The organism is Streptomyces sp. NPDC042371 (assembly GCF_056437465.1).
The window spans coordinates 258,309-283,297 of record NZ_JBWKAP010000011.1 but is presented as its reverse complement, the minus strand read 5'-3'; the positions used below and the strand labels follow the sequence as shown (position 1 = coordinate 283,297).

The following is a 24,989-nucleotide window of genomic DNA, read 5'->3' as shown; positions in this document are numbered from 1 at the left end:
GTGACGACGACCCCTTTGCCGCCGAGTCTCACCGCGACCCTCCCCGGCCGCTACTACACCGACCCGGAGATCTTCCGGCAGGAGCAGGACCGCGTCTTCGAGGCGCTCTGGTTCTGCGCGGTGCGCGCCGCCGACCTCGACAAGCCCGGCGCCTTCCGCACCGTGCAGGTGGGGCGCGAGAGCGTCCTGGTCACGCGCTCGCGCACCGGCGAGCTGCGCGCCTTCCTGAACGTCTGCCGCCACCGCGGCGCCCGCCTGTGCACCGAGGAGTCCGGGCAGGTGCGGCGCGCCCTGCAATGCCCGTACCACGCCTGGACGTACGACCTCGAAGGCCGTCTCGTCGCCGCGCCCAACCTGGTGAGGATGCCGGACGTGGACCGCACCGCCTACGGCCTGGTCAAGGTGGCCCTGCGGGAGTGGCTCGGCTACGCCTGGGTGTGCCTGGCCGACGAACCGCCCTCCTTCGAAGAGACCGTCATGGGCGCGGCGGTCGAACGTCTCGGCGACGCGGCGTCCATCGACCGCTACGGCACCGAGCGGCTGGCGCTCGGCAGGCGCATCTCCTACGACGTGCGCGCCAACTGGAAGCTGATCGTCGAGAACTTCATGGAGTGCTACCACTGCGCGACCATCCACCCCGAACTGACCGACGTCCTGCCGGAGTTCGCGGACGGCTTCGCCGCGCAGTACTACGTGGGGCACGGCGCCGTGTTCGGCGAGGAGGTCGGCGGCTTCACGGTCGACGGCAGTGCGGGCTTCGGCCGTCTCCCCGAGGTGTCGCAGGACCAGGACCGCCGCTACTACGCGATCACCGTGAAGCCGACCGTGTTCATCAACCTCGTCCCCGACCACGTGATCCTGCACCGGATGTTCCCGCTGGCGGCGGACCGCACGGTCGTCGAGTGCGACTGGCTGTACGCACCCGACGTCGTCGCGTCCGGCGCCGACCTGACGCACTCCGTGGAGCTCTTCCACCGCGTCAACGCGCAGGACTTCGCGGCCTGCGAGCGCACCCAGCCCGCGATGGCGTCACGCGCCTACCGCGAGGGCGGGGTGCTGGTGCCGACCGAGCACCACATCGGTCTCTTCCACGACTGGCTGACCAAACAGCTCGCTACGTAGTGGCCGTCTGGGCCGGGGTCGACTGGGCCGGGACCGTCTGAGCGGCGGCCGGGTCCGCCTGGGCGGCGGGCCGCTTGTACATACGGGTCGCGGTGATCTCCCCGTGCACCGTCTCGCCGTCCGGGTCGTCGGGGGCCCGCTGCGGCAGGCCCGGGCGCAGGTGCTCCTCGACGCTGATGTACTTCAGGCCCGCGCGCAGGTCCGCGTCATTCCGCAACCGGATGACCAGCGGGAACTCCGCGAGCGCGGTCGTGTCGAACAGGCCGGTCGTGTAGAGCAACTGCACGCCGAGCGCGTCCGAGACGGCCCGCTGGAGCTCCAGGAGGTACGTCGCGTTGGCGCGGCCGATGGGGTTGTCCAGGAAGAGCGTGCCCGCGTGCCGGTGCTTGTCGCGGCCCCGGTCGTTGCTGCGCAGCGCGGCCATCGTGCAGTACAGGGCAATGGCCGCGGTGAGCAGCTGGCCACCGGAGAACACGTCGCCCATCTGTCCGACGGGGACGCGCTCGGCGCGCAGCACGGCGTCCGGCTTGAGGATCTCCACGGCGATGCCGCGCGGTTCCAGCGCGGCCTGGACTCCGCGCAGCAGAAGGGACATTCCGTCGCGCCGCAGGTCCGAGTTCTTCTTCACGGCGGCGCGGGTCGCCTCGTCGATCACCTCGCCGAGCCGCTCGACGAGCGTGGCCTGGTCGGGCTCGTCGAAGCGGACGCGCAGGAACTCCTGCCCCGACCACTCCCCCAGGCCCTCGGGCAGCCGGGAGAGGCGCTGCGCGGACCTGAGGGTCGCGAGCGCGGACTCGACGAGGCCGCGCAGGCGGTCGACGATGCTGTCGCGGTTGCGCTCCAACTGCTCCAGCTCGTCGGTGAGGACGCGGAGCCGGGGAGCGAAGGCGTCGGCCCACTTCTTGGCGTGCTCGGGCAGCGCGGACGCGGGCAGTTCGCGGATCTGCTGGCGGGCGGGGGTGCGCACCTGCTCGTACCGCGTCGAGTTCGCGTGCCGCACCAGGATGTCGCTGGCCTCCCGGACGGCGGACTCGGCCGTCGACAGGTCGGCGGCGCAGCCGCGCAGGGAGCGGCGGGCCTCCGAGGCGGCCTGCCTGGCCTCTTCCAGGGAGCCCGGATATCCCTCGGGGGCCTCTTCGGCCTCCTCTTCCTGGTGTTCGCGGAGGAGGTCCCTGAGCAGGGCCGCGGTCTCGTCGAAGCCGCCTGCCGCGTCCTCGGTGACGCGGTGGGTGTGCAGCAGGGCGGCGTGTGCCTCCTTGGCCCGGCTCAGCGCTTCGGTGTGCGCGGCCAGTTCGCCGGTGGCGGTGCGCAGGAGCGTCTGGGCCTGCTCCGCGTCGGCGGGGACGAGCTCTTCGGGGAGCTCGGTGTGGGCGTCGCCGTCCTCGGGTGCGTGCCGCTCGGCCTCGCCGCGCAGTCGGCCGAGCTGTTCGCTGGCGGTGGACGCGCGGGCCTCGATCAGCTGGACCTGGGCCTCCGCGCGTGCGGCGGCGGCCTGTCGGGAGGGGCCGTCGGAGCCGTCGGTGCCTTCGAGGAGCAGGGCAGCGCGGGTGCGGACCTTGTTGCTGAGCCGGTCGAGCTCGGCGAGGGCGGCGCTCTCGTCGCTCTCGGCGCGGGCCTGCTCGGCGCGGAGGTCGGCGCCGACCCCCACCTTCTCGTAGAGCTGGGACGCCGCGCGGTAGGCCTCGCGCAGGGCGGGGAGCGACGACTTGGGGGCCTCGCTCTCCTCCGGCACGTCCTCGGGGGCGCCCGCGATCTCGGCGCGCTCGGCGCGCAGCGCGCGGGCGGTGCGGCGGGCGTCGTCGGCGGCGCGCTGGGCGGCGCGGCGGTCCTCGTCGGCGGCGCGGGCCCGGTCGAGGCAGGTCTGGGCGCGGGCCTCGGACTCCACGGCGTCGTCGGCCAGTTCGCGCAGCTTGGCCTGCCAGCCCGCCCGCTCACGGAGCCGGAAGGCCAGGCCCGCGAGCGCGTCGGCGGCACGTCGGGCTCGCTGGGCGGCCTCCTGGCGCTCGTCACGCACGCGTGCCGCCTCGCTCGCGGCCTCGTCGGCCTCGGCGCGCGCGGTGCGGGCCTCGGTGAGCTCGGCCTCTGCCTCCTCGGCGAAGGCACGCGCCTCCTCGGCGGTGGCGGCGAGCTCGACGAGGCGGCCGCTGGGGCAGCCGGTGCGCCAGGAGGCGAGGCGGGCGGCGAGCTCACGGTCCTTGGCGAGGCGGACGGCGAGCGCGCGGATCTCCTCGTCCCGCCGCGCGGCGCGGGCGCGCAGCGCCTGCCGCTCCTCGTCGGCTGCGTGCTCGTCGTGCATGGCGGGGTTCGGCGGTACGAGGAACACGCCGGTGTCCGCCGCCTGCTCGCCCGGGGTGGGCGCGAGGAGGGCGGCGGCGGTACCCACCGCGACGGCGGAGCGGGGCAGCAGCGCGGCGTCGGCGAGGGCGTCGCGGGCGCGGGCGTGCGTGTCCGGGTCGGTGATGACCACGCCGTCGACGAGCTCGGGGCGGGCGGCGAGCACGCGCGCGTGGTCGGCGGGGTCGACGGCCTGGGCGAGGTAGCGCCAGCCGGGCAGGGCGGGGATGCCGTGCTCGCCGAGGAACTCCACGGTGGCGAGGACGTCGGGTCCCGGCGGCAGCAGTCCGCCGTCGCCGAGGGCGCCGAGGATGCGGGAGTCGTCGGCGGCCGCGGTGCGCAGGTCGAAGAGCTGCCGCTCGGCGGAGGCGACGCCTTCGTCGAGGAGGGCACGCAGGTCGTCCGCGGAGCGGTCAAGCTCCTCCACGGAGAGGGCGCCTGCGGTCAGGGCGCCTTCGGTGACGGCGCCTTCCGCGGCGGCGTCGGCTCCCTGCCGGGGCAGCGGCACCCCGCCGCTCCCGCTCGGCAGGCTGAGCAGTTCGGCGAGCCGCTCGTCCTGGGCGATGGACTCGGCGGCGCGGCGCTCCGCGTCGTGGGCGGCCTCGGCGGCGGTCGCGGCGTCGGCGGCGCGGGCGGCGGTCAGCTCGGCGCGGGCCTCCGTGGCGGCCGTCTCCTTGGCCTGGTCGGTGGCCCGGCCCGCGGCCTCGCGGGCGGTGTCCCACGCGGCGACGGTTGTCTTCTCCGCGTCGCTCGCGGCGAGGGCGGCGCGGGCCGGGTCGGCGTCGGGCGCGGTGTCGTCGAGCCAGCCCGCGCGGACGGCCTCCGCGGTCTCCTGCTCGACCTCGCTGAGGCGCTGCTTCAGGTGTCCCGCCTCGCTGCGGGCGCGCTGGGCCTCGGTGGCGGCGGCGGTGGCGTCGCGGTGTGCGGCCTCGCCGGTCTCCTGGAGGGCGGCGGAGCGCTCCTCCTCTTCGTTGGCGAGGTTCTCCGCGCCTTCGGCGGCGGTGTGCAGGGCGCGGACGAGGTCGGACGCGGCCTTCGCGCGGGCGGCGAGCGCGGGCGCCGCGTCGCGCTCGGCCTCACGGATGGCGACGGCCACGCGCGCGGAGCGGTCGGCGGCGGCGCGGTGCCTCAGGACGGCCTCGGCGGCCTGCCAGGCGGAGTGCAGGGTGCGGGCGTCGGCAAGCTCGCGGCGCTGGGCTGCGGCGGCCTTCTCGGCGACGGTGAGCGCCAGGGAGGCGTGCCGGTAGGCCAGTTCGGCGGAGATCAGGGCGCTCTTGCCGCGGGCCTGCTCGGCCGCGGTCACGGTGTGGGCCGCGGCGGTGACCTGTTCGGCCAGGTCGGCGACGCGCCCCCGCTCCTCGGCGGCGCGCGCGGAGAGCCTGCGCGCCAGGGTCCGGGTGCGGCGCTCGGCGCCCGCGTGCACGTCACGCGCGCGTGCCCGGGTCTCGGCGGCGTCGACGATGCGTCCGAGCAGGTCGACGGAGCCTGCGGTGAAGTCCCGTTCGGCCATCAGCTCGGCGCGGCGGCCGAGCTTGTTGCCGAAGCCGTGGACAAGGTCGGCGAGGCCGTCCGTGTCGCGCGTGTCGGTGACGGCGCGCAGCAGCAGGTCGGTGAAGTCGGAGTCCTTCTTGACGGCGAACAGGCCCGCGGCCTCGCCCTCGTCGGCATTCATCTCCCGCTGGTAGCGGAAGAGTTCCGGGTCGAGCCCGAGGTCACCGAGGTGTTCGTTCCAGCGGTCGTGGATCTCTTCCCAGTGCACTTCGAGGTGCGGGTACGCCTTGACCGCATCGGTCATGGCGTCGCGGAAGCCCTTCATGGTGCGCCGCCGCCCCTGGGCGCCGGACGCGCCCTCCGCCGACGGCCGCACGGCGGTGGACTCGGCGACGGGCAGCGAGTCCAGGCTCAGGCCGGGTCCCGGCCGGAAGGAGTACCAGGCCTCGGCGAACTTCCGCGGGTCGTTGGAGACCTGCCGCCCCCGCCACTCGCTGACCTTGCCGACGACGACGCACTCGCCGGTCAGGGTGTGCTGCCACTCCAGGGCGACGTGCCCGCAGTCGTCGGCGAGCAGGAACTTGCGCAGCACGCCGGAGCTGGCGCCGCCGAGCGTGTTCCGGTGACCGGGCAGCATCACCGAGAAGATCAGCTTGAGCAGGACGGACTTGCCGCCGCCGTTCTCCAGGAAGAGCACGCCCGCGGGCGCGGGGCGGCGCGGCGGGCCGACCGGCTCGTCCTCGAAGAACTCCGCCTGGGTGGGCGCGGGGTCGGGCACCTCCGCGCCGACGCCGCGCAGGTCGAGCACGGTGTCGGCATAGCGCGCACCGGCCGGCCCGATGGAGTAGAGGCGGACCCGGGACAGCTCGTACATGGCGGCGGACTCTCGTCGTAAGTCGTGCGGAACGGCAAGGAAGTGGGGGGTGGGGTGGCTCGGCGTCAGGAGTGGAACGGCAGCCCCGCGTCGGCGGCCAGCTCCAGGTCGTCGGTCTCTTCGGGCGGCAGCAGCGTCGCGGAACCGTCCGTGACGGGGACGACGCCGAGCTCAAGGAGCTCCGCCATGGCCGCGGTGCCCGCCATGTCGCGGACCTGGAGCTGGTAGCGGGCCGTGGTGCGGTACGTCCCTCCGGAGTCGTCGCCCGTGCGCTGCAGGAAGCCGGATTCGGTGAGGAAGGCGGCGGCCTTGCCGACGATGCCGGTGGTGGATCCGGCGAGGCGGCGGGCGTCCTTGGTGGCGCCGGTCGAGCTGCGGCGGGCCCAGATCCGCCACGCGGCTTCGAGGCCCGGGGCGTCGGTGGCGGGGTCGGTGTTCTCGCCCTGTTCGTCGGCGCGCTCCTCCAGGCGGTGGCAGGCCTGGCGCACGAACGCGTCGACGCCGTTGACCGTGACCCGGCCGATGTATCCGTCGTCGGCGAGGTCCTCGGGGCGCGGGAACGCCATGGCGGCGATGGCGAGGTGCGCGAGGCCGTGCAGGAAGCGGTCGGTGGAGTCGGTGGCCGCGCGGCGGGCGTAGTCACCCATGCGGACGGCGAAGACGGAGTCCTCCGCGGCGGTCACGGCCATGCCCGCGCGCGGGGACACCTCGAGGACGACGAGCCCGAGTCCGGTGGCGACGGCGTCGGCGAGCCGGGCGAAGGGCGGGTCCTCGCGGTAGCGGCGGAGCAGTTCCGCGTACTCCTGGTCGCGGGCGGGCTGCAGCTTGGGCTGCAGGCCGAAGGCGACGAGCCGTGCGGCGTCGGCGGCGTCGGCCGGGGTGACGGGCGCGGGGGCGGCGGGCGCCGCCGTGGAGTCCGGCTCGCCCCACGCGGCGTGCTCTGCGGGGTGGTCGGTCACGGCGTGTGCTCCTTGTCGGGGTGGTGCGGGAAGTCTCTGGGTCGGTACGTGGAGTGGGCGGACTCGGTCATGCCGCCTCCGTCCGGTCGGCCGCCATGCCGACGGCGTCCAGGAGTGCCGTGCCGACGACGAGGTCGGCGCCGCCGAACTCCTCGTCGTCGAGCTGGGTGCCGTCGTCCACCGCGAAGAGGAGCTTCTCCTCGCCCTGGCGGTAGGCGGTGCCGACCGGCGGGCTGGCCGCGTGCACGGCGAGCAGGGCGACCAGGTAGGGCAGTTCGGGGTCGCGGCGCCGGGCGTCGGCAAGCAGTCCGGAGAGCCTGCGCGGCGCGTCGGACGGCAGGTCGAGCAGCTCCATGGCGCTGGCGAGCTGCTCCTCGCTGAAGCGGCTGTCGTCCGGGGTGGCGATGAGGTCGGGCTCGGGCATCTCCGCGCCGAGGTGCTCGCGCTCCACCGGCGGCGTCAGCAGTATGTCGACGAGGTCGCCGACGCGGACGGACACGGGCGTGCGCAGTCCGGTGCCGCGCGCGAAGAAGGCGTCCGTCACGCGGATCGCCTGCTCGGCGGGGAGCGGCAGGAGGGGGGCGACCAACTGGCCGTAGAGATCGAGGCCCGAGCGGGCGGTGGGGGTGGCGAAGGCCTGCCGGTCCTGTTCGGCGCGGAACAGCGGCCCGGCTTCCAGGAGGCGGGACTGCAGCTGGGTGTGGCGGCGGATGCAGTCCTTGACGATGTCGACCAGCTCGGCGGCGCGGCGCTTCTGCTCGGGGTCCTCGGACTCGTCGCGGGCCTTGCGGATGTTGGTCAGGATGGCGTTCTCGTGGCGATACCGGTCGGCGACGTGGTCGAGCGCTTCGGCGATCATGTCGGGGACAGCCTGGAGCCAGTCCACCGCGCGGACGTTGCGCCGGGTCGCATCGAGGGCCTTGCGCAGGGTTTCCGAGTACTGCACGGTGCGGTAGCGCGCCTGCTCGGCGGCGAGCTGGGCGTCGGCGAGCCTGCCCCGGCTGATCAGGACCTCCAGCTTCACCTCGGCGGCGATCTGGGCGCTGGTGACGTCGGTGTCCAGGGCGCCGACCAGGACGTTGACCGCTTCGTCGGTCGTGCGCAGATAGACACTGCCGCCGTAGCCGGGGACCTCTTCGAGGAGCTTGAAGTCGTAGTCCCTACGGACATACGTCCCGTCGGGGGCGAAAGTGCCGTAAACCGCGCGGAAGCCGCGGTCGACGCTGCCGACGTTGATCAGGTTTTCCAGGACCCAGCGGGCCACGCGCTCGTGCTCGGCGGCCGGGCGCGCGGGTGCCTGGGCGGCGACGCGCGGGAGCAGCCGCACGACGATCTGCTCGTGGTCGGCGCCGGTGTCGAAGTCCATGTTCAGCGTGACGAGGTCGATGGCGGACAGGGCCACCTCCGCCATCGCGTACACCGAATACTCGCCCGCGAGGTTGGCCTTGCGCACATCGAGGTCGTGCAGCGGAGCCGTGCAGGCCAGGGCGCGCAGGCGGCGCGCCAGGCCCTCGTCGGCGGCCGGGCCCAGAGCGGGCCGCGGCCCCGCGCTGAGCTGGGGCGGAGCGGTGTCCGTAACGGCAGGCGAAGTCACGGTGCACAGACTAGATCCTCGGTCTGACAACGGTCGAAACGGCGCAGATCTGACAGCGCCCCGCGAGGGCCCCGCTCGCCCCGTCCGACCCGCTCAGCCGTCGCTCGGCCCGACCGCCCGGCCGCCGCCCCGCTCGCTCGTCCCGCCCTCCGCGCCGCGCCGACCGTACGCGTCGACGACCCGGCGGCGCGAGTCGTCCAGATACTCGACGAGCAGCGCCTCGGCGTCGTCACGGCGGCCTTCCTGGAGTGCTTCCAGGAGCTGCAGGTTGCGTGCGATGTAGGGCTCGTGGAGCCGCCGGGGGTCGTCCACCACGTGGAAGGCGAGCCGCAGTTCGGCGAAGACGCTGCGCATCAGCTCGTCGGTGCGGTCGCTCCCGGCGAGGGCGACGAGTTCCCGGTGGAAGTCGATGTTGGCGGTGGACACGCCCTTCCAGTCACCGGCGCGCGCGGCCCGGCGCCCGTCCGAGACGGCGTCGGCGAGTCCCTCCACTGCGTACGGCGGTTCGCCGAGCCCGCGTACGACCGCGCATTCGACGAGGGAGCGCGTGCGGTAGATGTCCACTACGTCCTCATCGGTGAGCATCCGCACGAAGACCCCCCGGTTGAGCTGGTGCTCGAGCAGCCGCTCGTGCGTGAGCAGCCGAAAGGCCTCCCGCAGCGTGTTGCGGGAGACGCCGAGCGCGCCGCCGATGCTGTCCTCGGAGAGCCGTGTGCCGGGCGGGAAGAAGCCCGCGGCGATGCGGCTCCGCAGGATGTCGGAGACCCGCTCCGCCGTACTGGTGCGCCCCAGGAGCGCGCGGTCGTCGGCCAGTCCGTTCACGTCACCCATCCCCTCCGCCATGCCCGGATTCAATCGCAGATGCAAGAACGAAACAACAGGGGTATTGAGGGATCGTTCAACGATCCTCTACGTTGTCGGGCACGGTTCACCGCTCAACCCCTCCATGACCGCTCCAGCACCCTCCGTCCCTCACCTGCGAGGTGCCCATGAGCACGACCCCACCGCCCCGGACGGCCGCCCCGGTCGACCCACGTCCCGACAAGGACGAACTCCCCGACGACAGCGGCGCGTTCGGCTGGCTGCGCGCCCTCGGCCCACGCGGCCGCCGCGCCTTCGCGGGCGCCTTCGGGGGCTACGCCCTCGACTCCTACGACTACTTCACGCTGCCGCTGAGCATGGTGGCGCTCGCGGCCTACTTCGACCTCGACAGCGGCCAGACCGGGCTGTTCACCACCGTCACCCTCGTCGTCTCCGCCGTGGGAGGCGCCATCGCGGGGGTGGTCGCCGACCGGATCGGCCGCGTCAAGGCGCTGATGATCACGGTCGTCACGTACGCCGTCTTCACCGTCGCCTGCGGCTTCGCGCCCAACTACGAGACGCTGCTGGTCTTCCGCGCCCTCCAGGGGCTCGGGTTCGGCGGCGAGTGGGCGGTCGGCGCGATCCTCGTCGCCGAGTACGCCACCGCCAAGAACCGCGGCCGCACCCTGGGTGCGATCCAGAGCTCCTGGGCCGTGGGCTGGGGGCTCGCGGTGATCGTCTACACCCTGGTGTTCCAGGTCCTGGACGAGGACGTCGCCTGGCGCGTGATGTTCTGGACCGGTGCGCTGCCCGCACTGCTCGTTATCTACGTACGGCGCAACGTGCACGACGCGCCCGAGGCCGCCGAGGCGCGGCGCAAGAGCGCGGACAAGGGCTCGTTCACGGCCATCTTCAAGCCGGGGCTGCTGCGCATCACGTTCTTCGCGGTGCTCCTGTCCACCGGTGTGCAGGGCGGCTACTACACGCTGGCCACCTGGGTGCCCACGTATCTGAAGAGCGACCGCGGCCTCACCGTCGTCGGCACCGGCGGCTATCTGACCTTCCTGATCTCCGGCGCCTTCCTCGGCTATCTGACCGGCGGCTACCTCACCGACAAGCTCGGCAGGAAGCGGAACATCACGCTCTTCGCGTTCCTCTCCGCAGCCAGCATCCTCGCGTACACGAACATCCCGGACGGCGCCAACGGCCTTCTCCTTGTGCTCGGTTTCCCCCTGGGCTTCTGTATGTCGGCGATCTTCAGCGGCTTCGGCTCGTTCCTCAGCGAGCTGTACCCGGCCGCCGTCCGCGGCACGGGACAGGGCTTCACGTACAACACGGGCCGCGCGGTCGGCGCCGTCTTCCCCACCATGGTCGGCTTCCTCGCCGACAGTTGGGGCGTCGGCGGAGCACTCGTCTTCGGAGCCATCGGTTACGGCCTCGCCGTCCTCGCGCTGCTGGGCCTTCCGGAGACCCGCGGCAGGGAGCTCCAGTGAGCCGCGACACGCGCGACGCGCCGGACGCGCCGGTGGTCCGCGGCGCCAGGAAGGCGCGCGCCGCCTTCCGCGCGGGCGCCACGAGCCCCACCGCAGGGTGGGCCGCGGGTTACACCCAGGCCAACCTCATCTCCGTGCCCGCGGACTGGGCGTACGAGATGCTCCTGTTCTGCCAGCGCAACCCGAAGCCCTGCCCCGTCCTCGATGTCACGGATGCGGGCTCCTGGACCACCCCGCTCGCCCCCGGCGCCGATCTCCGCACCGATCTGCCGCTCTACCGGGTCTGGGAGCACGGCGGGCTGATCGACGAGCCCACGGACGTGGTCGGCCGCTGGCGCGACGACCTGGTGACGTTCCTCATCGGCTGCAGCTTCACCTTCGAGTGGGCGCTCGCCGACTCCGGCGTCCCGCTGCGCCACATCGAGCAGGGCCGCAACGTCCCGATGTACGTGACCGCTCGCCCCTGCCGCCCCGCGGGCCGCCTGCACGGCCCCATGGTGGTGTCGATGCGTCCCGTGCCGCCCCGCCACCTGGCCGACGCCATCAGGGAGAGCTCCCTGATGCCTGCGGTGCACGGCAGCCCGGTGCACTGCGGCGACCCCGGCGCGCTCGGCATCGAGGACCTGGACCGCCCCGACTTCGGTGACGCGGTGACCGTCGAACCGGACGACATACCGGTGTTCTGGGCGTGCGGGGTGACGCCGCAGGCCGCGGTGATGGCATCACGGCCGCCCTTCGCGATCACGCACGCGCCGGGCCGGATGTTCATCACCGACGCCCGGGACGAGCAGTACCGCGTGCTGTGACCGCCGAGACCACTGGAGGCCTACGTACATGACCGCCCCTCTGATCGATCTCAACGCCGACCTCGGCGAGGGCTTCGGCCGCTGGCGCCTGACCGACGACGAGGAGTTGCTGTCCGTCGTCACCAGCGCCAACGTGGCCTGCGGGTTCCACGCCGGGGACGCGGTCACCATGCGCCGGGTGTGCGACCGCGCCGCCGAGCGCGGGGTGCGGATCGGGGCCCAGGTGTCCTACCGGGACCTTGCGGGTTTCGGGCGGCGCGCGATGGACGTGCCCGCCGCGGAGCTGGCGGCCGAAGTGGCGTACCAGATCGGCGCCTTGGAGGTGTTCGCCCGCGCGGCGGGCGCGCGCGTGTCGTACGTGAAACCGCACGGCGCGCTCTACAACCGCGTCGTCCACGACGAGGAACAGGCCCGCGCGGTCGTCGACGGCGTACTGCTCGCCGATCCCGCGCTGCCCCTCCTGGGGCTGCCCGGATCACGCCTCCTGGAGACGGCGGAAAAGGCCGGACTCCCGGTCGTCACGGAGGCGTTCGCGGACCGCGCCTACACCGACGAGGGCGCTTTGGTTCCGCGTACCGGCGAAGGAGCGGTCGTCACGGAGGCGGACGCCGTCGTCGCACGGTCCGTCGGAATGGCCCGGTCCGGCGTCGTCACCTCCCACGCGGGCCGCGAGATCGAGGTCCGCGCGCGGTCGCTGTGCCTGCACGGCGACACCCCGGGCGCGGTGGGTCTGGCCCGCCGGGTGCGGGCGGAGCTGGAGTCGGCGGGCGTCCGGGTGGAGGCCTTCGCATGAGGGCCCTGCCGGTCGGCGAGCGGGCCCTGCTCGTCGAGCTCTCCGACGGCGCCGAGGCCCAGGCCCTCCACGCCGAGCTGCTGCGCCGCCGCGCGACGGGCGCCTTGCGGGTACGGGAGATCGTTCCCGCGGCCCGTACGGTGCTCCTCGACGGCCTGGACGAGCCCGCCCGCGTCGGGGCGGAGCTGCCCGGCTGGGAGGTCGCGCCGCTGCCCCCGCGCGCGGCGGCGGTCCTGGAGATCCCGGTGCGGTACGACGGGCCGGACCTCGCGGACGTGGCGGCGCACTGGGGCGTCCCCGTGCCCGAGGTGGCGCGGATCCACTCGGCCGCCGAATTCCGCGTCGCCTTCTGCGGGTTCGCGCCCGGCTTCGGCTATCTGACCGGCCTGCCCGAGCGCTACGAAGTGCCGCGCCGGGCCACGCCCCGCACCGGCGTCCCCGAGGGCAGTGTCGCCCTGGCAGGGCCGTACACGGGCGTCTACCCACGTGCGTCGCCCGGCGGCTGGCAGCTGATCGGCTCGACGGACGCCGTGCTGTGGGACCACGCGCGCGTGCCCGCCGCGCTGCTCTCCCCCGGCGTCCGCGTCCGGTTCGTGACCGACACCCCGCCGACGGACTCGCCACCAACGGATCCGGCACCGACGGACCCGACAGCGAGGTCGCGATGACCGACCGCGCCTTCGCCGTCGTACGAGCCGGGGCCCTCACCACCGTGCAGGACCTCGGGCGCCCCGGGCACGCCCATCTCGGAGTGCCCCGCTCCGGAGCCCTGGACCCACCCGCCGCACGCCTGGTCAACCGCCTGGTGGGCAATCCGCCCGACGCCGCCGTCCTGGAGACCACGCTCGACGGCTGTGCCGTACGTCCACGCAGAACCGTCACCGTCGCCATCGGCGGAGCGCCCTGCCCGGTGACCGTGGACGGCAGGCCCGCGCCCTGGGGAGCGCCGGTGCGGGTGCCCGCGGGGGCTCTCCTGCACATCGGATCGGCCGTCTCCGGAGTACGTTGCTACGTCGCGTTCGACGGCGGTGTGGCCGTCGACCCGGTGCTCGGCAGCCGCTCCACGGACCTGCTCTCCGGCCTCGGCCCGGCGCCGCTGACGGACGGCATCGTCCTGCCCCTGGGACGACCCGGCGCCGCGCACGCGCGCGTGGACACCGTTCCGCAGCCCGCGCCGCCCCGGGAGCTGGTGCTCGGGGTGGCGCTCGGGCCGCGTGCGGACTGGTTCACGGCGGCCGCTCTGGACACGCTCACCACACGCACGTACACGGTGTCCTCGGCGAGCAACCGCATCGGGCTGCGCACCGAGGGACCCCCTCTTGAGCGGGCGTTCGAGGGTGAACTGCCCAGTGAGGGCATGGTGCTCGGCGCCGTGCAGGTCCCGCCGGACGGCAGGCCCGTCGTCTTCCTGGCCGACCATCCGACCACCGGGGGCTATCCGGTGGTCGCGGTCGTCCGCGAGAGCGACCTCGCGGCGGCGGCCCAGGCCCGGCCGGGCACGCCCGTACGGTTCGTCGGCGCCGGGCGGCGCTGACCACGGGAGCGACCCGCGCACGTACCCGCTACACGGCCGCGTCCGGGCCGATCCTGCTGCGCACCGCGGTCTGTACCTCGTCCTCCTCGGCGGGGTCCGAGGCGAGCCTCCGGAGCCGGTTGACGACGCGGGCGTCACCGGTCTCGGCGTGCCGTGCGGCGACTTCGCGGGTGGTCTCCTCGCAGTCCCAGAGGCACTCGACGGCGAACCCTGCGGCGAAGGAGGGGTCGGTGGCGGCCAGCGCACGGGCGGCGCGGCCGCGGAGGTGGGAGGAGGCGGTCTCTCTGTAGACGTGCCGCAGCACGGGGGCGGCACAGGCGATGCCGAGGCGTCCCGCGCCGTCGACGAGGGTCCACAGGGTCGGTGCGTCGGGGCCTTCGCCACGGACGGCCTCGCGCAGTGCGGCCAGGACCAGCTTGCTGTCCTGCGCGCCGCCCCGGCAGGCGAGCATCCGCCCGGCGGCGGCGCCGAGGTCGTCGGGCCGGTAGGCCCAGCGCCGGGCGCGCTCGACGGCGGCGACGCTCCGCATCCGTTCGAACGCTTCAGTGGCGGCGTCCACCACGATCTGGGAGGGGCCCTCCGCGGCGTACTCGATGAGGTCGAGGACTTCGGGGTCGTGGGTGTCCGCGAGGTAGCGCAGAGCGGTGCCGCGCGCCCCGTCCGAGCCGCTGCGGGCGGCCTCGATGATCTCGGCCCGGTCCTCGGGCCCCGCGACGGCTGTCAGGCAGCGGGCCGCGGGCACGTACAGGACGGAGCCCCGCTCCAGGCCTTCCTGGGCCCAGTCGAAGACGGCCTGGACGCTCCAGCCGGGGCGTGGCCCCGAGGGCCGCATCTGGCGCTGCCATCGGTCGAAGGAACCCTGTTCCCGCGCGGCTCGCACGCGGGCGCCGATATCGGCGCGGGGGTCCTCCTCCCAGAGGCGCCAGGGCCTGGGTTCATAGGCGTCGCGGACGGCGGCGGCCAGGTCGGCCTCGCCCTCGGCGTCGGGGGCGAATCTGGCGAGCACGGGGACCGCGAGGGCGCGCAGGCCCGCGTCGTCGTCCCGCAGCGCCAGCTCGTCGAGGGCCCAGGCCCAGTTGGTGCCGAACGCCGCGTACCTCCGCAGCAGCTCCAGGGCGTCCTGCCTGCCGTACGAGGCGAGGTGCCCGAGGACGGCCAGGGCGAGTCCGGTGCGCGAGTCGTCCGTGTGCAAGACGTCCTCGGCATCGAAGAGGTGCCGCTCGATCTCGCCGAGCCCACCGTGCAGGTCGAGGTAGAGCCGGGCGTAGTACAACGAACGGTTCTCCACCTGCCAGTCGTGGCGTGGATCGTTCAGCACGCACTGGTCGAGGGCGGTGAGCGCCTCGGAGCGTGGTGCGGTGAGCGCGTGCAGGGTGCCGTCGCCGCGGCCCCTCTGCAGGAGGCCGAGCAGCGTACCGCTGGGCGCTATGACCGGATCGAACATGGGAAACAGCCTCACATCAAGCGTCGACGCAACCGGGAATCACGCATTACCTGGCCGTGCGCCAACACGTCGGGCCGCCCGCCGTCTTTTGCTTGTCGAAGACCATCTTCCTCTGCCTCTCGTCGGTGGCCCGGGGGTTCCCGGACGGGAGGTCCGGGGGCGGGCCGCTCACGGTCCGCGCGGTGCGGCATCATCTGCCCCGCCGTCGCGTCCGTGAATCACTTCGTCATGATGACCCGGCGGTCAGGTCCGCCGCGACCACATTTCCAGCGCCCCCGTTGTTGCTGGTCAGGTACCCCGTTCAGGCGGCCCCGAACAGCTGCAGTAGCTCCGCCTTCCCGAACATCCTGGCCGTGTCGACCGCCGAAGGAGTACCGGCGGCAGGATCCGCGCCGCCCTCCAGGAGGACCTGGATCACCGCGTCCTCACCCTTGAAGACCGCCCCGGCGAGCGGGGTCTGCCCACGGTCGTTGGCACGGTTGGTGTCGGCGCCCCGCTCCACGAGGGCACGGACCGCATCGGCCTGCCCGTGGTAGGCCGCGAGCATCACCAGCGAGTCACCGCTGTCGTTCGTGAGGTTCGCCGGAACACCCGCGTCCACATAAGCGGCGAGTGCCGCGGCATCGCCCTGGCGTGCCAGATCAAAGATCTTGGTCGCCAAGTCCACGACCTCCGGGTCGGGGGCTTCGCTCATGGGGACGTCCGCCTTTCTGGGTGCGCTGCCTGTGCAGCCGTACGAGTGAATCGACAGGGTACTGCCCCCGCGGATACATGGCCCGGCCCGCCCGAGGCAAAGATCACGGAGGGGCGCAAAGGCCACCCGAACCCGCCTCTCATGGTCCAACTGGGCTCCACCATTAGAGGGAAATCCTGAGAAATTAACCCATTTGCACCTTTTATCGTATGGATACATGCTGTGAACCTGGAAGAACTCATGGTGACTGTCCCCACCAAACCAGGAGAACCGTCATGGTCCTTTCCATCTCGGGCGTCGTACTGCTCGGAATCATCGTCTTCCTCTTCTTCCGCAAGGACGGACTCAAGGCGTCCCACGCACTGGTCTGCGCCCTCTTCGGCTTCTTCATGGCGGGCACCGCCATCGCCCCGAGCATCAAGGCCGGCAGCGCGAGCCTGGCGAGCCTCCTCGGCGGGATCAAGTTCTGACGTTCCCGTCCTTCGTACGCACCTTCAGGAGACAGACGTGGCCAGGCGACCACTCCCCCGCATTCTGAGCAACGGCACCGCATCCATCGCCCGGAGCAGGGAGCTGGCACGGTCGGCGGCCGACAGCGCCACGGATGTCCTCCATCCGCTGATCACGATCACGCGCGGACTGCGCCGGCTGGCCGCCGCCGGACGGCGCAGGTGGGCCGACACCCCCAAGGACAAGCGCGGGCCGCTGCTGTTCCTGGTGGCCTCCGTGATCCTGGTCGTGGCGCTCGTGCCCTACGGGCCGCTGCTCGCCCTCATCTCCCTGATGGCGGCGGCGGCATGGACGGGCCGCGAGCGCACCGCCCCGGAGCCGACCGGCCCGGACGAGGCGCAGGTGCAGCGGCTGCAGTCCCTCTACGAAGCACTCGTCCCGTACTTCTCGGTCCCCGAGGACCCCGCCCCGCTCTTCGCGCACGGCGGCGAATGGGACAAGGCCTTCGTAGAGCACGACTTCGACGACACCGGGCGGATCTCCCGGCTCGTGGTGCGCTATCCCGCGTACTTCACGGACGGCGAGGCCGAGTCCCGCGCGCGGATCGAGCAGTTGCTGCACGCCAAGGCGGGCCGCGGCCGGGAGTACCACTTCGCCTGGGACGAGGAGGGCAACCAGCTCACCGTCACGGTGCTCGCCCCGCTGCCCACCGACATCGCGGCCCAGCGGTTCGTCACCGCACCAGGAGAGACCGTCCTCGGCTTCACCGACGAGACCGGCGTCCAGCGCACCCTGCCGCTGGCCGACGGTGCGGAACAGCGCGACGTACCCCCCGTCGTGTGGCGCACCGGCATCCGCTCCACCGAGCCGCACCTGCTGATCGCCGGTCAGCCGGGCAGCGGCACGACGACACTGCTGCGCTCCATCGCCCTCCAGGCGCTGCAGTACGGCGACGTGCTCATCGTCGAGGGCAGCGGCACCGGTGACTACGCCTGCCTGACCGGCCGTGACGGGGTCCTCGCCATCGAGTGCGGGCTCGCGGGTGCGCTCGCGAGCCTCGAATGGGCGGCGCACGAGACCGAGCGCAGGCTCATCGCGGCGAACCGCGCGCGGCAGGCGGGCCACCCGCCGCCGGAGGACACCAAGCGCCCCCTGTGGATCCTCCTCGACCGCCCGAGCGCGCTCGGCCACCTCGCCGCGGCCGACGGGCGCAAGGACCCCCAGTCGCTGCTGCAGGTCCCGCTGCGGCACGGCAGGGCGGCCAACGTGACGGTCGTGGTCGCCGATCAGCTGGACGGCCTGGACGCGCTGAGCGACGCCGTGCACCAGCACACCCGCGCGCGCGTGGTGCTCGGGTACGCAACAGCCGACCAGTTGGAGGACGTCCTCGGCGCCCCGCCCCACACGACGCCCACGTCGGACGTCCCGCCCGGACGTGGCTACGCCCGGCTGGGCGCGGGCCAGGTGCACCGCCTCCAGGTGCCCGCGACCCCCGACCCTTACGACGACGCGACCAGTGAGGCGCACCGGCAGGCCGTCCTCGAGCTGCTGCCGGAGCGGAGCACGCCGCCGGACGAGGCGGGGGGCACCGCCCCGGAGGCCACGGAGGCGGAACCGGTTCCCGCCGAGAGCTGACGCACCTCTACGGAGTTCCAGGGAGCTCTGAAGAGAGCTCTACGGAGACGGGCGTCAGGCGACGAAGGGGTGCGCGGCCTGCGCGGCCGCGCCGACGCCCGTCTCCACGAGCCGGGCCGCCGCGGCCAGCCGCACCGCCGCCTCCTCGGCGACCGCTCCCCCGACGGTGAACGGCAGCCGCACGTACCCCTCGAAGGCCCCGTCCACCCCGAAGCGCGGCCCCGAAGGAACCCGCACGCCCACCCGCTCGCCCACTTCAGCGAGCCGCGACCCGGACACGCCCCCGGTGCGCACCCACAGGGTCAGACCGCCGCGCGGCACCTCGAACTCCCAGTCGGGCAGCTCGCGGCGGACGGCGGCGACCAGCGCGTCGCGGTTCTCCCTGGCCTGCTCCCTGCGCACGTCCACGGCGGCCTGCCAGCCGTTGGTGTTCAGCAGCCAGTTCACGGCGAGCTGTTCGAGGACCGGGGTGCCCAGGTCGGCGTAGGCGCGCGCGGCGACGAGGCTGCGGATCACGTCGGGGGCGGCCCGCACCCAGCCGATGCGCATACCGGCCCAGAAGGCCTTGCTCGCCGAGCCGACGGTGATGACGGTGGAGCCCGCGGGGTCGAAGCCGCAGACCGGGCGCGGCATGGTGAGGTCCGGGTCGAGGCCGAGCTCGCTCATCGTCTCGTCGACGACGAGGACCGTGCCCGCGGACCGGGCCGCCTCGACGAGTTGCCTGCGCTGGTCCTCGCCCGCGAGGGCGCCCGTCGGGTTGTGGAAGTCGGCGACGACGTACGCGAGCCGGGGCGCGGCGTCGCGCAGCACCTGGCGCCAGCGGTCCATGTCCCAGCCCTGGAGGCCTTCGGCCATGGCGACGGGGACGAGGCGGGCGCCCGCCTCGCGCATCAGCTGGAGGATGTTGGCGTAAGACGGCGACTCGACGGCGATGCGTTCGCCGCGGCCCGCGAAGAGGTGGCAGATGGCGTCGATGGCGCCCATCGCCCCGGTGGTCACCATGATCTGTTCGGGCATGGTGGGGATCCCGCGCGCGGTGTAGCGCTCGGCGAGCATTTCGCGCAGGGCGGGCAGCCCCGCGGGGTAGTCGCCGTGCGTGTGGGCGTACGGCGGGAGCGCTTCGAGGGCGCCCTGGACGGAGCGGGTGAGCCAGGGCTCGGGCGCGGGCAGCGCGGCGCAGCCGAGGTCGATCATGGAACCGAGCGCCTCGGGCGGCAGCGGTTCGAGACCGCGCGCGGGGAGGGGATTTCCGGCGGGGACGGCGGTCCAGCTGCCCGCTCCCCTGCGGGACTCCAGGAATCCTTCGGAGCGCAGCGCCTCGTAGGCGGCGGCGACAGTGGTGCGGCTGACGGCGAGCGCGACCGCGAGTTCGCGCTCGGCGGGCAGGCGTGCGGCGACCGGTACGCGGCCTTCGAGGACGAGCAGCCGGATGCCGTCGGCGAGAGCGCGGTAGGCGGGTGGGCGGCGCGTGCCCGTGCCGACGGGGCGGTCCTGCTGGGAGGCGAGGAGGCGGGCGAGCTGCGTCGAGCCCATTGCTGAAGTCCACTGAGCCATGATTCCCAGTCCACCTTCCCCGAATTGGCCATGGTTGGCTTCTCAGTACAAGCCACAGAGTGTCATGTGTCAGGCCACACCCACCACCAGCAGGGGGCACCTCTTGTCCGGCACGACACCCGAGGCGACGAAGCGGCGGCTGCCACGGAGACTCACGCAGCTGTACGTGGGCCTCACCCTGTACGGCGTGAGCTCAGCGCTCCTCGTGGTGTCGGGCCTCGGGCTCGAGCCGTGGAACGTACTGCACCAGGGGCTCGCGGAGCTCACCGGTCTGTCGATCGGCGTCGTATCCATCCTGGTGGGCGCCGCGGTCCTGCTGCTGTGGATCCCGCTCAGGCAGCGTCCGGGCCTCGGCACGGTCTCCAATGTCTTCGTCGTCGGCCTGGCGATGGACGCCTCGCTCGCCCTGCTCCCCGATGCGCACGGCTGGGCCGTCCGCATCCCCGTGATGGTGTTCGGAATCGTCCTGAACGGCGCGGCGACCGGGCTCTACATCGCGGCCGCGTTCGGCCCCGGCCCCCGGGACGGCCTGATGACGGGCCTGCACCAGCGGACCGGGCGCTCCATCCGGCTGATGCGGACGCTGATCGAGGTGGTGGTGGTCGCCACCGGCTTCGCGCTCGGCGGCACCGTGGGGGTCGGCACCGTCCTGTACGCCCTGTCCATCGGCCCGCTCGCCCAGTTCTTCCTGCGCCGATTCGCCATCCCCACGACCGCCACGGGCGGCGTCGTGGCCTCCGGCGGGCCGTCGGAGCAGGCGATACTGCAGCGGTGACCACGCGCGTACGCCACCCCTACCTCGATCACCCAGGACCGCTCGCCCTCGCCCACCGCGGCGGCGCGGCGGACGGCCTGGAGAACACCGCGGCGGCCTTCCGGCACGCCGTCGACCTCGGCTACCGCTACATCGAGACCGATGTGCACGCCACCGCCGACGGCCGCCTCGTCGCCTTCCACGACACGACGCTGGACCGGGTGACGGACGCGGCAGGGCGCATCATCGACCTCCCCTGGAGCGAGGTGCGCCACGCGCGCGTGGCGGGCAGCGAGCCGGTGCCCCTCTTCGAGGAGTGCCTCGAATCGTTCCCGGACGTGCGCTGGAACGTGGACGTGAAGGCGGAGCCCGCGCTCCTTCCGCTGCTCGACCTGATCCGCCGCACCGGCTCCTGGGACCGCGTCTGTGTCGGCTCGTTCTCCGAGGCGCGCGTGGCCAGGGCCCAGCGTCTGGCGGGCCCGCGCCTGGCCACCTCCCTGGGCACCCGGGGCGTGGCGGCGCTGCGGATGCTGTCCTACGGAGTGCCCGCCGCCCTGCGCCGCTCCGCGGTCTGCGCCCAGGTGCCCGAGACGCACGGCGGGATCCGGGTGGTCGACCACCGTTTCGTGCGCGCCGCCCACGCGCGCGGGCTGCAGGTCCACGTGTGGACGGTCAATGACGCCGAGCGGATGAGCGCCCTCCTCGACCTGGGCGTGGATGGCATAGTTTCCGATCACATCGAGACGCTGCGCGGGGTGCTCAAGGACCGGGGGACCTGGGTCTGACCTGCCCCGGGGCCGCGTCGCACCACGGGGAACAGCGAGGTCACGGGTGAACACCGACACCGTGAAGGCAGTACCGGACGACGACGGAGCCATCGCCGAACGACGGCGCGAGCAGCGGGGCTGGTACGTCTACGACTGGGCGTGCTCGGTCTATTCGACGAGCGTCCTGACCGTGTTCCTCGGGCCCTATCTCACGGAGATCGCCCAGGCGGCCGCGGATCCCGACGGATACGTGCACCCGCTCGGCATCCCGGTCCGCGCGGGCTCCTTCTTCGCCTACACGGTGTCCGTTTCGGTGATCGTGTCGGTGTTCGTCATGCCGCTGGCGGGAGCGGCCGCCGACCGTACGGGCCGCAAGAAGCCCCTCCTCGCGCTCTCCGCGTATCTGGGGTCGGCCGCCACGGCGGGCATGTTCTTCCTCGGCGGGGAGCGCTATCTCCTCGGCGGCTTCCTCTTGATCGTCGCCAATGCCTCGCTCGCCGTCTCGATGGTGCTCTACAACTCCTACCTGCCGCAGATCGCGCCTCCGGAGGAACGCGACGCGGTCTCCTCGCGCGGCTGGGCCTTCGGCTACGCGGCGGGCGCCCTCGTCCTGGTGGCGAACCTCGTCCTGTTCCTCGCCCACGAAAGCTTCGGCCTCTCCGAGGCGACCTCGGTCCGCATCTGTCTCGCGTCGGCGGGCGTCTGGTGGGGCGCCTTCACCCTCGTACCTCTGAAGCGGCTGCGGGACCGCAGGACGCCCGCACCCGAGGCCGGGGCGTCGCCCCTGGGAGGGTGGCAGCAGCTCCGGGCGACGGTGCGGGACATGCGCCGCCACCCCCACACGCTCGCCTTCCTGCTCGCCTACCTCGTCTACAACGACGGGGTGCAGACCGTGATCTCCCAGGCGTCCGTATACGGCTCGGAGGAGCTCGGCCTCGGCCAGTCCACGCTGATCGTCGCGGTCCTGCTCGTGCAGCTGCTCGCGGTCGCCGGTGCCCTCGCCATGGGACGACTCGCCCGGACGTACGGCGCCAAGCGGACCATTCTCGGCTCGCTGGTGGCCTGGACGGCGACGATCGGGGCCGGGTACTTCCTGCCCGCCGGGGCACCCGCGTGGTTCTTCGTGCTGGCCGCCGGGATCGGTCTGGTCCTCGGCGGCACGCAGGCGCTGTCCCGCTCGCTCTTCTCGCACCTGGTGCCGCGCGGGAAGGAGGCCGAGTACTTTTCCGCGTACGAGATCAGCGACCGCGGGGTGTCCTGGCTGGGACCGTTGATCTTCGGCCTCACGTACCAGCTCACGGGCAGTTACCGGGACGCCATCGTGTCGCTCGTGGCGTTCTTTTTGCTGGGATTCGCCCTGCTCGCACGGGTACCCGTGCGGCGTGCGGTGCGCGACGCGGGCAATCCCGTACCCACCCGGATTTAGCAACTGAAGCCAAAGGCCGGTAGTGTACGCGTTTGGCCTGCCAGGCGGACCGTTACTGCGAGCTGAAGATTCAGAAACGCTGGGTGACATCTGCTGCCAGATGTGACAAACCGGGCACTGGTGGGTACAACAAGGGGCGGCATACGACGGCGACGCATGACCCAGAACGGGAATCTTTACCGCCGACCGGACGTTGACCGGATGACGACGACAGCGACACCTGTCCTGTGGGCGACAAGCCCGGGAGGCACGATTCATGAGTGAGCGAGCTCTTCGCGGCACGCGACTCGTAGTGACGAGCTACGAGACCGACCGCGGCATCGACCTGGCTCCGCGCCAGGCCGTGGAGTACGCATGCCAGAACGGACATCGTTTCGAGATGCCGTTCTCGGTCGAGGCGGAGATCCCGCCGGAGTGGGAGTGCAAGGTCTGCGGGGTCCAGGCACTCCTCGTAGACGGCGACGGACCTGAGGAGAAGAAGGGCAAGCCGGCGCGTACGCACTGGGACATGCTCATGGAGCGCCGCACCCGAGAGGAGCTCGAAGAGGTCCTCGAGGAGCGTCTCGCGGTTCTCCGGTCCGGCGCCATGAACATCGCGGTGCACCCGCGTGACAGCCGCAAGTCCGCCTGACGACGGATACTGCGGCACACCGCACAACGCAACAAAAAGGGCCGGGGCCACTGCTGAGCAGTGGCCCCGGCCCTTTGCGTGTGCGGGTGTGTGTGGAGCGATTCAGTCCGGATCAGTGCGGCAGCTGCGGGTCGTCCGGGCGCTGGCCGCGCATCGGCGGCTCGTCGTCCCTGATGACCTCGCCCTGCACGACCTTGCCGTCCGGGCGGTGCATCCGTGCCTGCTGGAAGGCGTCCCCGAGGCCGCCGGGCGTCGACTCGCGCACCTTGCGCTCGAAGGTCCGCTCCGCATACTTCCCCAGGGCCTTCTGGACCGACGGGACCAGCAGGATCAGCCCCAGGGCGTCCGAGACGAGCCCCGGCAGGATGATCAGGAGGCCGCCCAGCATCGTCAGGGCGCTGCCTCCCCCGGTCTCCTCCGGGGCGGGCGTCACACCGCTCTGGCCGCTCTGCTGCTGTTGCACCGCCTCGCTGAGCTTGCGGAACGCCCGGCGCCCCGCGCGCTTGATCACCGCGGAGCCGAGCACGAGGCCGCCCACCAGGAGCAGGAAGACCACGAACCCGCTCGTGGCTCCCGCCACGACGATGAGCAGCCAGATTTCCAGGACCAGCCACGCGGCGATCCCGAGCGGCAGGAACCTCAGGGGCCCGGAGCGCCGGGGCCGGGCGGGTCGGATGGGAGGCGGTGCGCCAGTCGTCATGCTCCCAGTGTGCCTGGGACCGCCTCAGTCCGGCATAAGGGGATGATCAAGAAGGCGGTCGGCCCGTCCGGAGCGACCGCCGCGACCTGGCCCGACGCTCAGCCTGCCGGGGTTGTGACACAGGCTCTCAGGGCTGCTTGCGCCCGATGACCTTGCCGACGCGCTCGCCGACGCCCCAGGCGGTGACCCGCCACAGCGCCTCGACGACGATGTTCTGGCTCATCTTGCTGTCGCCGAGCTCCCGCTCGACGAAGGTGATGGGCACCTCGACGACGTGATAGCCCGCCTTGACCGCGCGGCGCGCCAGGTCGACCTGGAAGCAGTACCCCTGCGACTCGACCTCGCCGAGTCCGAGGCCTTCGAGGGTCTCGCGGCGGAAGGCACGGTAGCCGCCCGTCACGTCGCGGATCGGCACGTCGAGCAGGAGCCGGGAGTAGGTGCTGCCGCCGCGGGAGATGAACTCGCGGTGCTTGGGCCAGTTGACGACCCGCCCGCCCGGCACCCAGCGCGAGCCGAGCACGAGGTCGGCGCCCTTCAGGGCGGTGAGCAGCCGGGGCAGCTCCTCCGGCTGGTGGGAGCCGTCCGCGTCCATCTCGACGAGCACGCCGTAGTCGTTGTCGAGGCCCCAGCGGAAGCCCGCGAGATAGGCCGCGCCGAGCCCTTCCTTGCCCTTGCGGTGCAGCACGTGGACCTGCTCGTCCTCGGCCGCGAGCTCATCGGCGATCTTGCCGGTGCCGTCGGGGCTGTTGTCGTCGGCGACCAGGATGTGCGCGTCCGGCACGGAGGCACGCACCCGGCCGACGATGGACTGGATGTTCTCCGCCTCGTTGTAGGTCGGAATGATCACCAAGGCCGTGCCGAGCGAGCCGAACTGCCTCCCCTGGTCCCCTGCTTCGGAGACCCCGCCGCCGTCGTTCACTACTGCCCCTTCGTTCGTACGCAGAGGACCACCTTAATGGCCGCTGCCTGCGCCGCTGCGACGGCACGGGACGTACTGCGGATCGGGGCCCGGCGCCCTTCGGGCCGACCTGGGACCCGCTGGCTGCGGATCGACCGAAAGCCGTTGTCTACTGAGCGTCCGGGCCCGACCCGGGTCACACCTGCCGATTCGGCTGATACGTTCCCTCGCCTCC

General features: G+C 72.8%; 20 protein-coding genes and 1 pseudogene. 12 read left to right on the top strand and 9 right to left on the bottom strand.

The window, feature by feature from the left end:
• A complete protein-coding gene (locus AC068B_RS31485) occupies window positions 1-1,122 on the top strand; it encodes an aromatic ring-hydroxylating oxygenase subunit alpha (RefSeq protein WP_478674932.1) in 1,122 nt (373 codons plus the stop codon).
• On the opposite strand, the gene AC068B_RS31480 is transcribed toward AC068B_RS31485, so the two are convergent.
• The 4 genes from AC068B_RS31480 to AC068B_RS31465 form a co-directional block, all read right to left on the bottom strand.
• A complete protein-coding gene (locus tag AC068B_RS31480; RefSeq protein ID WP_478674931.1) occupies window positions 1,115-5,821 on the bottom strand; it encodes a hypothetical protein in 4,707 nt (1,568 codons plus the stop codon). The two genes, AC068B_RS31485 and AC068B_RS31480, sit on opposite strands and share 8 nt — an antisense overlap.
• A gap of 65 nt (window positions 5,822-5,886) precedes the next feature.
• The gene (locus tag AC068B_RS31475; protein WP_356258903.1) at window positions 5,887-6,780 is read right to left on the bottom strand and encodes a hypothetical protein; all 894 of its coding nucleotides are present in this window, start codon (window positions 6,778-6,780) and stop codon (window positions 5,887-5,889) included.
• Window positions 6,781-6,847: 67 nt separating this feature from the next.
• The gene (locus AC068B_RS31470) at window positions 6,848-8,374 is read right to left on the bottom strand and encodes a hypothetical protein (protein WP_478674930.1); all 1,527 of its coding nucleotides are present in this window, start codon (window positions 8,372-8,374) and stop codon (window positions 6,848-6,850) included.
• A gap of 93 nt (window positions 8,375-8,467) precedes the next feature.
• Window positions 8,468-9,217, bottom strand: coding sequence for a GntR family transcriptional regulator (locus AC068B_RS31465; protein ID WP_478674929.1), 750 nt, complete (start codon window positions 9,215-9,217; stop codon window positions 8,468-8,470).
• 146 nt (window positions 9,218-9,363) lie between these two features.
• On the opposite strand from AC068B_RS31465, the gene AC068B_RS31460 reads away from it, so the two are divergent.
• The 5 genes and pseudogenes from AC068B_RS31460 to AC068B_RS31440 all read left to right on the top strand — a co-directional run bounded on the left by AC068B_RS31460 (window position 9,364) and on the right by AC068B_RS31440 (window position 13,801).
• The gene (locus tag AC068B_RS31460; RefSeq protein ID WP_478674928.1) at window positions 9,364-10,668 is read left to right on the top strand and encodes an MFS transporter; all 1,305 of its coding nucleotides are present in this window, start codon (window positions 9,364-9,366) and stop codon (window positions 10,666-10,668) included.
• A gap of 47 nt (window positions 10,669-10,715) precedes the next feature.
• Window positions 10,716-11,474, top strand: a pseudogene (locus tag AC068B_RS31455) (putative hydro-lyase); the annotation flags it as partial.
• A 28-nt stretch (window positions 11,475-11,502) separates the two neighbouring features.
• The gene (locus AC068B_RS31450) at window positions 11,503-12,267 is read left to right on the top strand and encodes a LamB/YcsF family protein (protein WP_478674927.1); all 765 of its coding nucleotides are present in this window, start codon (window positions 11,503-11,505) and stop codon (window positions 12,265-12,267) included.
• Window positions 12,264-12,935 (top strand): 5-oxoprolinase subunit B family protein, encoded by a 672-nt coding sequence (locus AC068B_RS31445; RefSeq protein ID WP_478674926.1) that lies wholly within the window; start codon window positions 12,264-12,266, stop codon window positions 12,933-12,935. Before AC068B_RS31450 ends, AC068B_RS31445 begins: the two co-directional genes overlap by 4 nt.
• Entirely contained in the window at window positions 12,932-13,801 is an 870-nt protein-coding gene (locus AC068B_RS31440) for a 5-oxoprolinase subunit C family protein (RefSeq protein ID WP_478674925.1), read from the top strand. The genes AC068B_RS31445 and AC068B_RS31440 overlap by 4 nt, the downstream gene beginning before the upstream one ends.
• A gap of 28 nt (window positions 13,802-13,829) precedes the next feature.
• Here AC068B_RS31440 and AC068B_RS31435 read toward each other — a convergent pair whose 3' ends face one another.
• On the bottom strand, window positions 13,830-15,245 hold the full coding sequence (locus AC068B_RS31435; protein WP_478674924.1) for a HEAT repeat domain-containing protein: 1,416 nt from the start codon (window positions 15,243-15,245) through the stop codon (window positions 13,830-13,832).
• 301 nt (window positions 15,246-15,546) lie between these two features.
• Window positions 15,547-15,939 carry an ankyrin repeat domain-containing protein gene (locus AC068B_RS31430; RefSeq protein ID WP_478674923.1) on the bottom strand — a complete coding sequence of 131 codons (393 nt, stop codon included), beginning with the start codon at window positions 15,937-15,939 and terminating at the stop codon, window positions 15,547-15,549.
• Between the two features lie 275 nt (window positions 15,940-16,214).
• Between AC068B_RS31430 and AC068B_RS31425 the strand changes: the two genes are divergently transcribed.
• Window positions 16,215-16,409, top strand: coding sequence for a hypothetical protein (locus AC068B_RS31425; RefSeq protein WP_055567030.1), 195 nt, complete (start codon window positions 16,215-16,217; stop codon window positions 16,407-16,409).
• A 37-nt stretch (window positions 16,410-16,446) separates the two neighbouring features.
• Window positions 16,447-18,024, top strand: coding sequence for a hypothetical protein (locus AC068B_RS31420; protein WP_478674922.1), 1,578 nt, complete (start codon window positions 16,447-16,449; stop codon window positions 18,022-18,024).
• Window positions 18,025-18,078: 54 nt separating this feature from the next.
• Here the strand turns inward: AC068B_RS31420 and AC068B_RS31415 are convergent, their stop codons facing one another.
• Entirely contained in the window at window positions 18,079-19,578 is a 1,500-nt protein-coding gene (locus AC068B_RS31415) for an SCO1417 family PLP biosynthesis transcription factor (RefSeq protein WP_478674921.1), read from the bottom strand.
• A 64-nt stretch (window positions 19,579-19,642) separates the two neighbouring features.
• Between AC068B_RS31415 and yczE the strand changes: the two genes are divergently transcribed.
• From yczE to AC068B_RS31395, 4 genes are all read left to right on the top strand, one after another.
• Window positions 19,643-20,353 carry a membrane protein YczE gene (gene yczE, locus AC068B_RS31410; protein WP_478674920.1) on the top strand — a complete coding sequence of 237 codons (711 nt, stop codon included), beginning with the start codon at window positions 19,643-19,645 and terminating at the stop codon, window positions 20,351-20,353.
• Window positions 20,350-21,117 (top strand): glycerophosphodiester phosphodiesterase family protein, encoded by a 768-nt coding sequence (locus AC068B_RS31405; RefSeq protein ID WP_478674919.1) that lies wholly within the window; start codon window positions 20,350-20,352, stop codon window positions 21,115-21,117. Before yczE ends, AC068B_RS31405 begins: the two co-directional genes overlap by 4 nt.
• 46 nt (window positions 21,118-21,163) lie before the next feature.
• Window positions 21,164-22,525 carry an MFS transporter gene (locus tag AC068B_RS31400; RefSeq protein WP_478674918.1) on the top strand — a complete coding sequence of 454 codons (1,362 nt, stop codon included), beginning with the start codon at window positions 21,164-21,166 and terminating at the stop codon, window positions 22,523-22,525.
• Window positions 22,526-22,781: 256 nt separating this feature from the next.
• Complete coding sequence (locus AC068B_RS31395) at window positions 22,782-23,156, top strand: RNA polymerase-binding protein RbpA (protein ID WP_249591189.1); 375 nt, start codon at window positions 22,782-22,784, stop codon at window positions 23,154-23,156.
• Between the two features lie 112 nt (window positions 23,157-23,268).
• Here the strand turns inward: AC068B_RS31395 and fxsA are convergent, their stop codons facing one another.
• Together fxsA and AC068B_RS31385 are read right to left on the bottom strand one after the other, a co-directional pair.
• On the bottom strand, window positions 23,269-23,856 hold the full coding sequence (gene fxsA, locus AC068B_RS31390; protein ID WP_478674917.1) for an FxsA family membrane protein: 588 nt from the start codon (window positions 23,854-23,856) through the stop codon (window positions 23,269-23,271).
• A gap of 127 nt (window positions 23,857-23,983) precedes the next feature.
• Window positions 23,984-24,775 (bottom strand): polyprenol monophosphomannose synthase, encoded by a 792-nt coding sequence (locus AC068B_RS31385; RefSeq protein ID WP_359357677.1) that lies wholly within the window; start codon window positions 24,773-24,775, stop codon window positions 23,984-23,986.
• Between the last annotated feature and the right edge of the window lie 214 nt (window positions 24,776-24,989).

Coding starts and splice junctions, on each gene's coding strand:
- AC068B_RS31480 (WP_478674931.1), bottom strand. CDS start 5,821: ATGTACGAGCTGTCCCGGGTCCGCCTCTACTCCATCGGGCCGGCCGGT.
- AC068B_RS31465 (WP_478674929.1), bottom strand. CDS start 9,217: ATGGCGGAGGGGATGGGTGACGTGAACGGACTGGCCGACGACCGCGCG.
- AC068B_RS31460 (WP_478674928.1), top strand. CDS start 9,364: ATGAGCACGACCCCACCGCCCCGGACGGCCGCCCCGGTCGACCCACGT.
- AC068B_RS31450 (WP_478674927.1), top strand. CDS start 11,503: ATGACCGCCCCTCTGATCGATCTCAACGCCGACCTCGGCGAGGGCTTC.
- AC068B_RS31445 (WP_478674926.1), top strand. CDS start 12,264: ATGAGGGCCCTGCCGGTCGGCGAGCGGGCCCTGCTCGTCGAGCTCTCC.
- AC068B_RS31440 (WP_478674925.1), top strand. CDS start 12,932: ATGACCGACCGCGCCTTCGCCGTCGTACGAGCCGGGGCCCTCACCACC.
- AC068B_RS31435 (WP_478674924.1), bottom strand. CDS start 15,245: ATGTTCGATCCGGTCATAGCGCCCAGCGGTACGCTGCTCGGCCTCCTG.
- AC068B_RS31430 (WP_478674923.1), bottom strand. CDS start 15,939: ATGAGCGAAGCCCCCGACCCGGAGGTCGTGGACTTGGCGACCAAGATC.
- AC068B_RS31425 (WP_055567030.1), top strand. CDS start 16,215: ATGGTCCTTTCCATCTCGGGCGTCGTACTGCTCGGAATCATCGTCTTC.
- AC068B_RS31415 (WP_478674921.1), bottom strand. CDS start 19,578: ATGGCTCAGTGGACTTCAGCAATGGGCTCGACGCAGCTCGCCCGCCTC.
- yczE (WP_478674920.1), top strand. CDS start 19,643: ATGTGTCAGGCCACACCCACCACCAGCAGGGGGCACCTCTTGTCCGGC.
- AC068B_RS31395 (WP_249591189.1), top strand. CDS start 22,782: ATGAGTGAGCGAGCTCTTCGCGGCACGCGACTCGTAGTGACGAGCTAC.
- fxsA (WP_478674917.1), bottom strand. CDS start 23,856: ATGACGACTGGCGCACCGCCTCCCATCCGACCCGCCCGGCCCCGGCGC.